Source organism: Paraburkholderia sp. BGA-UO-ETr-F12, assembly GCF_059567945.1.
In genome coordinates this window covers 73436-86479 of the sequence record NZ_JCAQOZ010000046.1, presented here as the reverse complement: position 1 = coordinate 86479, position 13044 = coordinate 73436, and the positions used below count along the sequence as shown (strand labels likewise).

The window sequence follows — 13044 nt, the reverse complement described above, 5'->3', positions numbered from 1 at the left end:
TAGCGACCTCGATGTGTGAAACGCCACGCTTATTTCACGCCCAGTGCGGCTTGCACGGCTTGCAGGCCGTTGGCGCCGTTGACTGTGTTCACGCCGTCGAGCCACGACTTCAGCAATTCCGGGTGGCGCTTGAGCGCCTCGGTGGCGGCCGCATCGACACCGGTCTTCTTTTCCAGCACCTCGGTGATCACGCCGTTCTCCAGATCGACATTGAACGTGAGCTGCCTGAACAGGCGGCCCACATTCGGACACTGCTCGGCGTAGCCGTTACGCGCAACGGTATTGACCGTGGCGCCGCCGTAGTTCGGCCCGAAGTACTTGTCGCCGCCGTCCAGGTACGTCAGCTTGAATTTCGTATTCATCAGATGCGGCTCCCATGCAAGGAACACGATCCATTTCTTGTCCCGCACGGCGCGCTCGACCTGCGTGAGCATGCCGGTCTCACTCGATTCGACCAGCTTCCAGTTGCCGAGCCCGTACGCCTTGTCGTCGACCATCTTCTTGATGTTCTGATTGGCCGGCGCGCCCGGTTCGATGCCATAGATCTTGCTATCGAACTTGTCGGCGTTCTTCGCGAGGTCCGCGAACGAATGCACCCCTGCGGCGGCGACGTAGTCGGGCACGGCGAGGGTGAACTTCGCATTGCTCAGGTTCGGATGCACGACTTCGATCGACTTGTCATCTTCGAACGGCTTGACGAGCGGTGCCTGAGCCGGCATCCAGTTGCCGAGAAACACGTCGATCTGCCCTTTCTTGAGGCCCTGGTAGGTGATCGGCACCGACAGGTTCGCCACGTTCTGATGGTAGCCGAGCGCCTTCAGCAACACGCCGGTCATCGCATTGGTGGCGTCGATGTCGGTCCAGCCAGGCCCCGCCATGTTCACCTGCGTACAGGATTGCGGCTCGGCCGCCACGGCGAAGGTGGCCGCCGCGCATAGCAGCGCAACGCCGGATACAGCCTGTTTGAAGAGCTTTTTCATCATGTCGGCTTCCTATAGCTGAGAGGGTGTTGGGAGGATAAGTGGCTTGAACCGTAAGTGGAGAATCAACGCGTCACAGCGGGAAAACGTGCCATTGCTTCGAGCGTGTCGAGATCGATGTGATTGCGCATATAGCGCTGGCTCGCATCGACATGCGGCTGCCAGTCCCATGATGCGACGGTGCCTTGCGTCGTGGCTTCGAAATGGAACCGGCGGCGGCGCTGGCTTCGGAGTACTTCGTTGTGCAGCGCGGCAAGATCCCAGCGCCGCGCGACTTCCTCGCGCAATGCCGCCACCTGGGTGGCGTAGGCGGCGTGCGTCGCGAGATTCTCACGTTCGAGCGGATCCGCTGCCACGTCATAGAGCTGATCAGGATCGGCCGGTGTATGAATGAACTTGAAGCGCCCGCGCCGCAGCATCACAATCGGTGCAATAGCGCCTTCGGCCAGGTATTCGCCAATCGCTTCGTCGTGCCCATCATGGGTGCCTTGGGTACCGCGCAGATGCGGGACGAGACTTTGACCGTCGAGCGAATCCGGCCAGCGCGCCGGTTGTCCGCCGCGCGCCAGTTCCACCAGCGTGGGCAACAGATCGAGATGCGAGACCGACTCGCGTACCCGATGCGCGTCGAACTGCTGCGGCGCATGCACGATCAGCGGGACCCGGCAGCCGCCTTCGAAGAAAGTCATCTTGTACCAGAGTCCGCGCTCGCCAAGCATCTCGCCGTGATCCGACGTCACCACGATGATGGTATTTTCGGCAAGCCCCGCCTGTTCGAGCGCTTCGAGAATCGCACCGAACTGGTCGTCGACGTAGGAAATCGCGCCGTAGTAAGCACGCCGTGCATCACGGATCTGCTGCTCGGTCGGTGGCGTGCGGTCGGTTTCGCATACATGCCGCAAACGCTTCGAATGCGGATCGGCTTCATCGAGCGAATCGCGATGCGTGGGCAATGCGATGTCTTCATCGGCGTACAGGTCCCAGTATTTCTGAGGAATCGCGTAAGGGTCGTGCGGATGCGTCAGCGAAGCGACGAGGCAGAACGGCCGTTCGTCTTTGCCTGCATGCCGCTCACGCGCGATATCGAAAAGCTTCTGGCGCGTGGTGAACGTGACTTCATCGTCGAAATCCAACTGATTGGTACGCACGCAAGGGCCGGCGTCGATCACCGAACTCATGTTGTGATACCACGTAGGCCGTGTTTCGAAATCGTCCCAGTTCGGCGTCCAGCCGAAATCGGCGGGATAGATGTCGGTGGTGAGCCGTTCTTCGAAACCATGCAGCTGATCGGCGCCGCAGAAATGCATTTTGCCGGACAGGATCGTGCGATACCCAACAGCGCGAAGATAGTGCGCGAATGTCAGCGTTTGCGACGGAAATTCCGCTGCATTGTCATAGGCGCCGATCGCGGACGGCAGCTTGCCGGACAGAAAAGAAAAGCGCGACGGTGCACATAGAGGACTGGCGCAATACGCCGAGTCGAAGACCACGCCCTGTTTGGCGAGGCGATCGAGATTGGGGGTCTTCGTCAGACGATGTCCGTATGCGGCCAGCGCAAACGGCGTCATCTGATCGGCCATCAGAATGAGGATATTCTGTTTCGTTTCAAGCATTGGGGCGCGCCTCGAATAGAATCGCAAATGCGGATGCAGGTGTCGTTGCAAGCGGAATAGCCGGCACGCCGGCCCCGCATGAACACCACTATTGCCGTCCAATTCGAAGCTGTGAAGACGGCAAATCGTTATGTGCCTATAAGGGGGCCTTATGTCGAGGCAGGATCGTTTGCCGCCAATGCAGGCATTGACAATGTTCGAATCCGCCGCGCGGCTTGCGAGTTTCACGGCGGCCGCGCGTGAACTGGGCTCGACGCAGCCGGCGGTCAGTCAGCGTGTGGTGCAACTCGAAGAAGCCGTAGGCGCACCGCTTTTCGAACGCGGCCATCGTGGCGTCACGCTGACGCAAGACGGCGTATGCCTCTTCGAAGCAGTGCGCAACGCGCTCGACACCATCCGCGTGGCCACCGCCGAGATTCGCGCACGGCGCACGCCGCAAACCCTCACGCTCTCCACCGATTTCGGCTTCGCCACCTATTGGCTGATGCCGCGCCTGTCGCAATTCAAGGCGTTGATGCCGGACGTCGACGTCAAGATCATCACGTCGCAAACCGTATTCGATCCCTCGCACGATCAGGCGGACGTTGTGATTGCGTTCGGCGACGAGGATGCCGACTGGACCGCGCGAGGCGCGCTCAAGCTATTTCCGGAACGTGTCACGCCGGTGTGCAGTCCGGCATTTCTGGCGGCGCATCCGCAGTTGCGTACGCCGTCCGATCTGACGAGCTTGCCGCTGCTGCATCTCGAACCCACCCAGCCGGCGCGCTGGCTGTCGTGGGCCGACTGGTTTACGGCACACGGCCTGGATGCGCCCGCCGCGCATCGCGGCATCACCTTCAACAGCTTTACGCTGGTCGCCCATGCAGCGATCATGGGCCAGGGCGTCGCGCTCGGCTGGGCGCCGCTGATCGACGAACTGCTCGCCACCGGCCAACTCGTCGAACCGTTCGACACACCCGTGGTCACGGAGCGCGGCTATCTGCTCGTCACACAGCGCGCGGCGACACCGGCGGTCAGCGCATTCCGCCAATGGTTAATCGGTGAGTGCGGGCTCGACGCAGAATGAGGGCCGAGCATCGGAGAGCCGGAAGCGAAGTGTGAACTGCGGTTGACACATGTGTAGTCCATGGATTACACTTTCTGAATGTTGAAAATCCGCACCACCGAGACATTTGACGCCTGGTTCGACGGCTTGAAAGACCGGATCGCGAGGCGCCGCATTCAGGCCCGCATCGACCGTCTGGCGATGGGCAACCCCGGCGACACGAACTCCGCCGGTGCGCCAATTATCGAACTGCGGATCGATCACGGTCCCGGCTATCGCGTCTACTACGTGCAGCGCGGCGCAGTGCTGGTGATCCTGCTGTGTGGTGGTGACAAGTCGACTCAACCCGCAGATATCAAAGCCGCACACAAGATGCTGGCGAACCTTGAATCGGAGTGAACAATGGGAAAAATCAAAACCCGGCCATGGGATTCGGCCGAACACCTGAAGACCGAAGCGGACATGGCAGAGTATTTCGAGGCCTGTCTGGTCGAAGGCGGCGACGATCCTGCATTCCTCGCGCATGCGTTGGGCGTGATCGCGCGTGCGCGCGGCATGGCGCAACTCGCCCGCGATACCGGGATCTCGCGCGAGGGCTTGTACAAGGCACTCTCCGAAGATGGCAACCCCAGCTTCGCGACGATCATCAAGGTGATCCGCGCTCTTGGTCTGGAGTTGCACGCGGCGCCTGCTCACGCCTGAAATTGATCTGTGCCCGGGGCGCTCCGGGCCTCCGCCGCCCCGCCCGCCTCTGACGCTCCCATTCCAGCGCGACGGCGTTTAGCTTCTATCCCCGTACGCCGCCGATTTGCTCTACTGCGATGATGCATGCCGCGCCCCGCGGTGTGCCCCATAGCCCCAAGTGGAGTGCGCATGTCCGTCGATTCCCGTCCCGATCAACTGGTTCTCACGGTCGCCTGTCCGAGTGCGGCGGGCCAGGTTGCCGCCGTCGTCGGCTTTCTCGACCGGCATCATTGCTATATCGACGAATTGACCGTTTTCGACGACGACCTCAGCGAGCGCTTCTTCGTACGCTGCGTGTTTCATGGCGTCGATCCCAACGAGACCCTGCACATCGCGACACTCAAGCGCGAATTCGCAGCGATCGCCGAACGTTTCCGGATGACCTGGGCGATGCATGACGTCGGCACGCGGCCGAAGGTGCTGATCATGGTGTCGAAGCTCGAACACTGTCTCGCCGACCTGCTGTTCCGCTGGCGAATGGGCGAGTTGAAGATGGATATTGTCGGTATCGGCTCGAACCATCGCGATCTGGAACCGCTCGCGCAACAGCACGGCCTGCCGTTCCATCATTTGCCGATCAGCGCCGATACCAAACCGCAGCAGGAGGCGCGTCTGCTCGATCTGTTCGACACCTCAGGCGCCGAATTGATGATCCTTGCCCGCTACATGCAGATCCTTTCCGGCGAGACGAGTCGCGCGCTGGCGGCCCGCGCGATCAACATCCATCACTCGTTTCTACCCGGCTTCAAAGGCGCGAAGCCCTATCACCAGGCGCATGCGCGCGGCGTGAAGCTGATCGGCGCAACCGCGCACTTCGTGACCGACGATCTCGACGAAGGTCCGATCATCGAACAGGTCGTGGAGCGCGTCGATCACTCATACAGCCCGGAGCGCCTGCTTGCGACAGGACGCGACGTCGAATGCATCACGCTTGCACGCGCCGTGAAGGCATTTATCGAGCGACGGGTATTCATCAACGGCGATCGGACCGTGGTGCTGCAATAGCCGCCAAACAAAACGCCGCTGAAAGAGCGGCGTTCCTTGACGAAAAAAAACGCCGCTCGATGTGAGCGGCGTCTCTTTCATGCAAATCACGAGATCACTTCAGCCAGCTATCCACCCGATCCCCATGCGCGCTGATCCAGGCATCGGCGGCGGCTGTCGGTTTCTCGCCGTTTTGCGCGGCAAGCATCACGCTGTCGATCTCGCCCGGTTTCCATTGAAACTTCTTGAGGAACGCGACAACCGTAGGCGCCTTCGTCTCCAGTTGAGGATTGACGACGCTATCCACATGCTCCGCCTCGCCGAACACCTTCTTCGGATCGTCGAGGAATTTGAGCTTGTACTTCGCGAACATCCAGTGCGGCTTCCAACCCGTTACGATGATCGGCTTGCTCGCCGCCTCCGAACGAGCCAGCTCCGCGGTCATCGCACTGCCGGAACTCGGCATCAATTGATAGTCGAGCCCATAAGCCTTGATGGCTTCGCTGGTTTTCTGCATCACGCCCGCGCCGGCATCGATGCCGACGATACGCGAGCCGAATTCCGCCTTCTTCGCTTCGAGATCCCCAACGCTCTTCACGTCGGCGTTCTCCGGCACGATCAGGCCGATCTTCGCATCGTTGAAGTTGGCGCCGAGGTCGACGACCTTATCCTTGAAGTTGTTCCAGTACGCGCCATGCGTGACCGGCAACCATGCGGACAGCGTCGCGTCGAGGTCGCCGCGCGCCACGCCTTGCCACATCACACCGGCCGCGACCGGCACGAGCTGCACCTGATAGCCAAGGCGCTTTTCGATCACGCGCGCGGCCACGTTCGAGGTTGCGACGCTGTCGTCCCAACCCTCCACGTAACCGATCTTGATGGTCGGCTTGGTATCGGCCGACACGCTTACGCTGCTTGCCGCCAGCGCCGCGCTCAACACGCTCAACATCAATATCTTTCTGACCAGTCTCATCGCCCTTCTCCCGTTTGCCGTCCAAACAACCTGTACCCATTGAGCATTTAGAATCGCCAGCCAGAATTGCCGGGTAGCGTCGTTTTCCGACATCCAGTTGTCCGCAGGCGACCTTGGGCGGGGGCCCGAGGCCTGCTCTCGTCTTACTTATCGACAACCAGATCGCTCAGTGGTTTGCTGCAACACAGCAGCACCATGCCCTGATCGATTTCGCGCTGACGAATGCCGCCCGCGTGTTTCATGGCGACTTCGCCCGACACCAGCTTGACCTTGCAGGTGCCGCACATGCCTTGCGTGCACGAAGCTGCGAGCCGCACGCCCGCCTTTTTTGCCGCATCCAGTACATGCTGCCCGCTGCCGCATTCGATCTCGCGGTTGCTTTTGACGAAGCTCACCTTGAATTTCGTTTCCGTCTCGAGCGGTATTTCTGCCGGCGTGAATCCGGCCGCCTGTTCACGTGTTTCGGTAAAACGCTCAGCGGCGACTGTCGGTGCCTGTAAAGCATCCGCGACATGCGCGGTTGTCAGTTGCGCGGCCACCTCGCTGATCGTCTCGAACGAGAAGCTTTCCTCGTGATAATGGCTGCGGTCGAAACCGCCTTCGGCGAGCAGGTTCCGGACGGCCTGCATATAAGGCGCGGGACCACAGGTGAAAATCTCGCGTTCCAGAAAATCCGGCGCAATGAGTTTAAGCAAGGGCAAGCTCAGAAAGCCGGTGATGCCTGGCCAATTGGTCCTCGCGCCAAGCCGTTCACAGACAAACGCGGTGCGGAAGTTCGCCTGATTCGATGCAATCAGATCGAGCTCGCGCGCGAAGATGATGTCGTCCGGGGTCCGGGCGCTGTGCACGAACACGATGTCGCTATCTTCGCCGAGTTCATGATGCGCGCGGCTCATCGACATAAGCGGCGTCACGCCCGATCCTGCCGACAGAAACAGAAACTTACGCGCCGGATGCCGGGCACAGGTGAACTCGCCGGACGGCCCCAGCACGCGAACCTGCATGCCCGCGTGCAGATTGTCGTGCAGCCAGTTCGACACCTTGCCGCCCGGCACCCGCTTCACGGTGATGGAAATAGTGTGCGGACGGGTGGGCGGCGACGAAATCGTATAGCAGCGATTCACCGCCTCGCCGTCGATCTCGAGTTCCAGCGTAATGAACTGCCCCGGTTCGAACACGAACGCGCGTTCGGACGGTGCACGAAAGAAAAAGCTCTTGACGTCGTGCGTTTCCTGGCGGACGAGGCAACACACCAGCGTGTCGTCGGTATCGCTGTTCCAACGCGCCGGCAAGGTCTCCCAGAACCGCGGCTGCGTCACGCGGCTTGACGTCCCGCTGCCTGCAAGCTCACGATTCGCAACCAGCTCGGGACTGAGCTGAAGCGTCGCCTGATCGCGCATCATTGTTTTCTCCCGCTCCTGGTTGCGGTATCGCGCTCAGCGCATGAAAGACACGACTTTTTCGCCGTGCGAAACCGGCGCTTCGCCGGCATCATGGGTTTGGGGTGCATTGCTGTACTCCGCAATGCGGCCGATATACCACTCGCAGAATTTCTCGACGAGGCCTTCGGTGAAAGGCGAATACGGGCCCGGTTCGTACGCGCTGCTGGTCGCACCGCGTTGCGAGTACTCCACGAGCGCACGGTCCTGGTCATTGGTGGCGCGCCACACGGCCGTCAGATTGTTCACGTCGTAATCAATGCCTTCGCGCGCATCCTTGTGGACGAGCCACTTGGTACGCACCAGCGTTTTACCCGCCGACAACGGAATGACCGAGAAGCTGACGATATGATCGCTCATGAAGTGATGCCACGAATTCGGCTGCGTCCAGAACGAGAGACCGCCGAGATCGGCCTGCTCAAAACCGCCGAGCAGTTTCTTCGACGCCACCTTCGCGTCCATCGTCTGCGACTCGCCGTCGCGATCGAGCGGCAGGCGTTGCGTACGGAAACCCGTCACCAGATCCGCCAGCCGGTCGATCTCCGCCGACGGCAGCTTCATCGCCTCCCACTGCGCGGTACGGCGCGCCACGGTTGCTTCGAATGCGGCCATGCCTTCTTCATTGGCGGGCGTGCGTTGATAGCCGAAACCGTATTCGTAAAGCGAAATCGTCAGCTCCGGATGATTCGCGACGCAGTGATAGCACTCGCGGTTGTTCTCCATCGTGAGCTTCCAGTTGCCCTCTTCGATAATGTCGATCGACGCCGCGACCTTGCAGCCGGCCAGATCGTGCGGCAACAGGTACGGTTCCATTGCGGCGCGCATTACGGCGAAGTCGGCGGGCGGCTCGTCCGCGAGACAAATGAAGATGAGCCCGGCCAGGTTCTCGACATGCACCGCTTTCAGGCTGTGCTTGCAACGATCGAACTGATCGCCCATATGCTCGGCGAACATCAGATCGCCGTTCAGGTTGTAGGTCCAGCTGTGATACGGGCAGACGATATTGCCGAGCGAGCCTTTATCCGTATTGCACAGACGTGCGCCGCGATGGCGGCAGACGTTATGGAACGCCCGCACCTGCATGTCGTCGTCGCGCACGATCAGAATCGAGTCGCTGCCGATTTCCACTGTGATGTAGTCGCCCGGTTCCGGTACGTCCGGTTCCACCGCGACCTGGATCCAGTGCTTGCGGAAAATCGCCTCCATGTCGAGCGCGAAAATTTCCTCGCCCGTATAGAACGGCGCTTCCAGCGTGTGATTCCTCTTGCGGCGTTCGATCATTGCGCGAACGTCTGCCGAAACTTTCATTGTGTGCTCCGTTGCATGTCACGTCTGGCGCCGCGCCAGGCCCTCCTGGTCGCATGCTCGCCCGAACCGGAAATCAGTAATCCACGAGTTGATGCTCGCGCAAATACGCAAGGATCACTTGTGCTTTTTCGACGCAACTCCCTTCAATTACGACGCTGCCGCCACGGCTCTCCGTGGTCGTCGCCGAGAGCATGCGGGCATGGCCCGAGCGCTTCTCGGCGGCGGCGAGGCGCACCGGTTTGGCGGTCGCGGGACGGGTCGTCCAGGCGAGAGTGTCGGCATTGGCAGTGTCCGGGCTTGCCGGTGTTTTCTCCACGACCGGACGGATGGTGCCTTCGCGCAACCTCGCATAGGCGTAGGTCGGCGCCGCGTTGGCCATCGGGTGCACCGCGATCACAGCCGGCAGCCGCACTTCAACGCGCCGGCGCAGGCCTTTCGGCATGAATTGCCGGACTTCCGCACAGCCGTCGCGCAGTGTCAGATCGACGGCGGCACCTACCAGGGGCATCTCCAGCGCACTGGCGACGCGATACGGCAGCATGCCGCTGTCGAATGCGCCTTCGGCACGAGTGCCGGTCAACACCAGGTCGTAACCGCGCAGCCGCGCGGCGAGCGGCGCTGCCGCATCGCCTGGCAGTCCGGCAGAAGCAGGCACTTCGAGCACTTCGACCGCATGGGCGCCCAGCGCGAGGTATTCCTTCAACGCCGGATTGGACGCATCGCCCGCATGCAGTACGTCGAGCGTCGCGCCGTGTGTTCTGGCGAGCGAAAGCGCCATTGTCAGCGCGGCGGCGTCGTTACGGCTGTAACGCGCAGTGCCGCTGACCGGGTGCCGCCCCACCGAAACCAGTACGGCGATCTTCATGCCAGTGCTCCTTCCGCAACAGCCGTTGAATTCAATATCGCCGCACCGGTGCCGCGTGCGCTACGCGCAGCCGCCGCGGCTTCATTCAGCGCCGCGATGACTTCTCCCGCGTCGCCGATAACGGTCAGATTCGCGCGTTTGGCGATCGGCGCACTGGCGTCGAGATTCACGGCGATCACATGCCGGCAATCCTTGATGCCCTGCAGATGCTGCACCGCGCCGGAAATACCGAACGCGATATAGACGCTCGCCTCGACGGTCTTGCCGGTCGCGCCGATCTGCTTGTCGCGGCTGAATTTGCCGTCGTCCACGGCAACGCGGCTTGCGCCAATCGCGGCGCCTAACGTAGCCGCCAGACGTTCGAAGGCCGGCACATCGCTAACCCCATTGCCTGCCGAGACGATGAAATCCGCTTCCTCGAGCGCGAGTTGGGCTGCGTCCATCTCCTCGATGCCCAGATCGCGCACGATGCCTTTCGAGGAGGCCGCTTCGCCATCGAAACGCCAGACCACGCGCTCGCCCGCGCCGACGAACGGCAACTTCGGATCGACCGCGTTCGGTGCGAGCAGCACGACCTCGGGCAGTGCCCGCACGGCGAACGCCGTATTCGTCTGGATATAAGCCGCGACATGCGCGCCATCGATCTCAACCACGTGCGTCGCGACGCTCGCGTTCGCGGCTGCCGCATAACGGCGGCCGAGATCGCCGTCGCCGGTGACGTTGTCGGGCAGGAAAATGTGCGCCGGCGCATAGGCCGCCACGCACGCGGCCAGTGCGTTCAATTCGTCCAGCGGCGCAAAAACGCGGCGATCGAACATCGGCAATTCGATCAGCTTGTCGGCGCCGAGCGCGGCGGCATCGCCCGTGAATTCGCCGAATACAAGCAGCACGACCTCGGTCGTTGGGTTCGCGATCAACGCGGCCGCGGCGAGAGCCTGGCGCGCGTGATCGTCCAGCGCGCCGCGATCCGCGTGCGCGGCCACCAGCAGCACGCGCTGCGCCGCAGCCGTCGTACGGCGCGGCTTCGCATGCTCGCGATGCGCCGGCCCCGAGGCGCCGTGCACCGCGAATTCCGTCGCGCCGGCGACGCCCGTCATGCCGAGCGTAATGCGCCTGAGTCCGTCGGCTGTGATCGTGAACGGCCGGCGCGGGTCGATTCGTTTGAGCATGTTCATGGCGTTACTCCAGCGCTGCCGCAACCAGTTCGGCGACGTCCAGCACTTCCGGACGGGGGCCGACCACGCCTTCGAGCATCGCCGTGCAATTCGGGCAGCCCACCGCAACGATCTCGGCGCCTACCGTGCGGGCGTCGTCGATACGGATGTCCGGAATGCGTTTCTTGCCGGGGATGTCGGTCAACGGCGCACCGCCGCCACCTCCGCAGCACCGCCCGCGCAAGCCGTTGCGTTCCATTTCGACCACCTTGATGCCGATGCTCTTCAGCAGCCGGCGCGGCGCTTCGGTCTCGCCGTTATAACGGCCCAGATAGCACGGGTCGTGATACGTGATCTTGCGGTCCGCGAACGCGGCAACCGCCTTCGGCGACAGCTTGCCGCTCGCCACCAGTTCTTCGATCAACGCGGTATGGTGCTGCACCTCGTAGAAGCCGCCGAGTGCGCGGTATTCGTTGCGCAGGCTGTGCAGCACGTGCGGATCGGCGGTGACGATCTTGCGGAATGCGTACTGCGAGAGCGTGCCGATCAGTTTCGTGGCGAGTTGCTGGAAGGTGGCTTCATCGCCCAGACGCCGGGCCGTGTCGCCGGTATCGGTTTCGACGCCGCCGAGCACCGCGTAGTCGATTCCCGCCCGATTCAGCACCTTGACCAGGGCCCGCAACGTGCGCTGATAACGCATGTCGAACGCACCTTCGCCGGCGATCAGCAGCACGTCGACCGGGCGCCCGGGTTGCGCGACCTGTACCTGCAGATCGACGGCCCAGTCGTAACGCGCACCGATGTCGTAGCCGTTCGAACTCCCGGTCTCGCGCAGATTCGCGAGTGTGATCGGGCCTTTGCCAGGTACGCTGCCTTCGACCAAGGTCTGGTTGCGGCGCATATCCACAATCGCGTCGACGTGCTCGATCAACATCGGGCATTCCTGCACGCAGGCACGGCAGGTGGTGCACGACCACAGGGTATCCGCTTCGATCAGGCTCGATACGAGCGGCTTGCCCGGCGCACCGCCGTGTTTGCCCACTGGAATGCCGGGGGTCGGACTGCCCGCGTAGGCTTCGTCCGTGCCGCCGACCATGCCCGTGACCAGATCCTGAATCAGCTTCTTCGGATTGAGCGGCTGCCCGGCGGCAAACGCGGGGCATGCCGCTTCGCACTTGCCGCACTGCACGCAGGCGTCGAAGCTCAGCAACTGGTTCCAGCGGAATTCGACCGGCTTGCCCACGCCGTATTCCTTCGCGTCGAGCAGCGGCACTTTCAATGCGGTCGGCGGCACGAGGTCGTTGTCGTTACGCTCGGCAAAGCGCTCCTGACGCGGGTGAAACGCGAGGTGCAGCAGACCGGCGAGCGCATGCTTCATCGGGCCGCCGCGCGCTGCGCCGAAGGTCATCGTGAACGCGCCCACCGCGATCAGCAGCGCGACGATAATCGCAAGCGCCCCCGACATCGCCGCGGCCGGCAGCGCGATAAACAACGCCAGACCAAGCGCGAACGACCCGAGCAGCAGCGGCAGATGATCCCACGGTCCGCGCGAGAGTCTTGCCGGCACGGCCTTCGCACCATGCCGCCGGCGCCAGACGAACACTGCGCCGACCAGCATCACCAGCGCCGCCAGAAAGATCAGCTTGTCGAGCCACGGCGAATAGATCGCGAGACCATAGTTGACGAACACCAGCGCCATCGCCAGGATCGCACCGCCCGCGGTCGCCACGTGGGTCTTCGCGATGTACGGGTCGCGCGCCACCACATGATGCAGATCGACGAAGTAACGCTTCGGAATGGCCAGCAGATTGGTCCAGCCGTACGCGCCCGCCGCCGTGGCGCGGCCTTCGCGCCAGTACGCGGCGCGCTTGACGAGCGCGAACGCCAGACCCGCCACCGACAACCACAACAGGACGGTGATGACAAACACGGGGCTCAT

At 62.5% G+C, this 13044-nt stretch carries 12 protein-coding genes; 4 read left to right on the top strand and 8 right to left on the bottom strand.

The features are described 5' to 3' along the window. Positions 1 to 29 precede the first annotated feature (29 nt). Entirely contained in the window at positions 30 to 983 is a 954-nt protein-coding gene (locus AC57B6_RS19645) for a choline ABC transporter substrate-binding protein (protein ID WP_235430069.1), read from the bottom strand. 62 nt (positions 984 to 1045) lie between these two features. After that, on the bottom strand, positions 1046 to 2593 hold the full coding sequence (gene betC / locus AC57B6_RS19640) for a choline-sulfatase (RefSeq protein WP_030100588.1): 1548 nt from the start codon (positions 2591 to 2593) through the stop codon (positions 1046 to 1048). Between the two features lie 151 nt (positions 2594 to 2744). Between betC and AC57B6_RS19635 the strand changes: the two genes are divergently transcribed. From AC57B6_RS19635 to purU, 4 genes are all read left to right on the top strand, one after another. Continuing rightward, on the top strand, positions 2745 to 3659 hold the full coding sequence (locus AC57B6_RS19635) for a choline sulfate utilization transcriptional regulator (protein WP_178370025.1): 915 nt from the start codon (positions 2745 to 2747) through the stop codon (positions 3657 to 3659). Positions 3660 to 3737: 78 nt separating this feature from the next. Continuing rightward, positions 3738 to 4037, top strand: a complete 300-nt coding sequence (locus tag AC57B6_RS19630; protein WP_028194450.1) for a type II toxin-antitoxin system RelE/ParE family toxin — start codon at positions 3738 to 3740, stop codon at positions 4035 to 4037. Positions 4038 to 4040: 3 nt separating this feature from the next. Further along, positions 4041 to 4340: an addiction module antidote protein gene (locus AC57B6_RS19625; RefSeq protein WP_028194449.1), complete on the top strand. Its 300-nt coding sequence runs from the start codon at positions 4041 to 4043 to the stop codon at positions 4338 to 4340. 171 nt (positions 4341 to 4511) lie between these two features. Continuing rightward, positions 4512 to 5387: a formyltetrahydrofolate deformylase gene (gene purU, locus AC57B6_RS19620; protein WP_030100590.1), complete on the top strand. Its 876-nt coding sequence runs from the start codon at positions 4512 to 4514 to the stop codon at positions 5385 to 5387. Positions 5388 to 5481: 94 nt separating this feature from the next. Here the strand turns inward: purU and AC57B6_RS19615 are convergent, their stop codons facing one another. From AC57B6_RS19615 to AC57B6_RS19590, 6 genes are all read right to left on the bottom strand, one after another. Continuing rightward, the gene (locus AC57B6_RS19615) at positions 5482 to 6339 is read right to left on the bottom strand and encodes a glycine betaine ABC transporter substrate-binding protein (RefSeq protein ID WP_028194447.1); all 858 of its coding nucleotides are present in this window, start codon (positions 6337 to 6339) and stop codon (positions 5482 to 5484) included. A 143-nt stretch (positions 6340 to 6482) separates the two neighbouring features. Further along, on the bottom strand, positions 6483 to 7742 hold the full coding sequence (locus AC57B6_RS19610) for an FAD-binding oxidoreductase (RefSeq protein WP_028194446.1): 1260 nt from the start codon (positions 7740 to 7742) through the stop codon (positions 6483 to 6485). A 33-nt stretch (positions 7743 to 7775) separates the two neighbouring features. Beyond that, positions 7776 to 9086 (bottom strand): aromatic ring-hydroxylating oxygenase subunit alpha, encoded by a 1311-nt coding sequence (locus AC57B6_RS19605; RefSeq protein WP_046570534.1) that lies wholly within the window; start codon positions 9084 to 9086, stop codon positions 7776 to 7778. A 73-nt stretch (positions 9087 to 9159) separates the two neighbouring features. Then, complete coding sequence (locus AC57B6_RS19600; RefSeq protein ID WP_496421936.1) at positions 9160 to 9951, bottom strand: electron transfer flavoprotein subunit beta/FixA family protein; 792 nt, start codon at positions 9949 to 9951, stop codon at positions 9160 to 9162. Further along, positions 9948 to 11126 (bottom strand): electron transfer flavoprotein subunit alpha/FixB family protein, encoded by a 1179-nt coding sequence (locus AC57B6_RS19595; protein ID WP_406868515.1) that lies wholly within the window; start codon positions 11124 to 11126, stop codon positions 9948 to 9950. The genes AC57B6_RS19600 and AC57B6_RS19595 overlap by 4 nt, the downstream gene beginning before the upstream one ends. A 4-nt stretch (positions 11127 to 11130) precedes the next feature. Further along, positions 11131 to 13044 (bottom strand): (Fe-S)-binding protein, encoded by a 1914-nt coding sequence (locus AC57B6_RS19590; RefSeq protein WP_030100595.1) that lies wholly within the window; start codon positions 13042 to 13044, stop codon positions 11131 to 11133.

Bases quoted from the DNA above. Each gene is read 5' to 3' on its own strand.
- purU (WP_030100590.1), top strand. From the start codon at position 4,512: ATGTCCGTCGATTCCCGTCCCGATCAACTGGTTCTCACGGTCGCCTGT.
- betC (WP_030100588.1), bottom strand. From the start codon at position 2,593: ATGCTTGAAACGAAACAGAATATCCTCATTCTGATGGCCGATCAGATG.
- AC57B6_RS19605 (WP_046570534.1), bottom strand. From the start codon at position 9,086: ATGAAAGTTTCGGCAGACGTTCGCGCAATGATCGAACGCCGCAAGAGG.
- AC57B6_RS19595 (WP_406868515.1), bottom strand. From the start codon at position 11,126: ATGAACATGCTCAAACGAATCGACCCGCGCCGGCCGTTCACGATCACA.
- AC57B6_RS19630 (WP_028194450.1), top strand. From the start codon at position 3,738: ATGTTGAAAATCCGCACCACCGAGACATTTGACGCCTGGTTCGACGGC.
- AC57B6_RS19610 (WP_028194446.1), bottom strand. From the start codon at position 7,742: ATGATGCGCGATCAGGCGACGCTTCAGCTCAGTCCCGAGCTGGTTGCG.
- AC57B6_RS19600 (WP_496421936.1), bottom strand. From the start codon at position 9,951: ATGAAGATCGCCGTACTGGTTTCGGTGGGGCGGCACCCGGTCAGCGGC.
- AC57B6_RS19635 (WP_178370025.1), top strand. From the start codon at position 2,745: ATGTCGAGGCAGGATCGTTTGCCGCCAATGCAGGCATTGACAATGTTC.
- AC57B6_RS19625 (WP_028194449.1), top strand. From the start codon at position 4,041: ATGGGAAAAATCAAAACCCGGCCATGGGATTCGGCCGAACACCTGAAG.
- AC57B6_RS19645 (WP_235430069.1), bottom strand. From the start codon at position 983: ATGATGAAAAAGCTCTTCAAACAGGCTGTATCCGGCGTTGCGCTGCTA.
- AC57B6_RS19590 (WP_030100595.1), bottom strand. From the start codon at position 13,044: ATGAGCCCCGTGTTTGTCATCACCGTCCTGTTGTGGTTGTCGGTGGCG.
- AC57B6_RS19615 (WP_028194447.1), bottom strand. From the start codon at position 6,339: ATGAGACTGGTCAGAAAGATATTGATGTTGAGCGTGTTGAGCGCGGCG.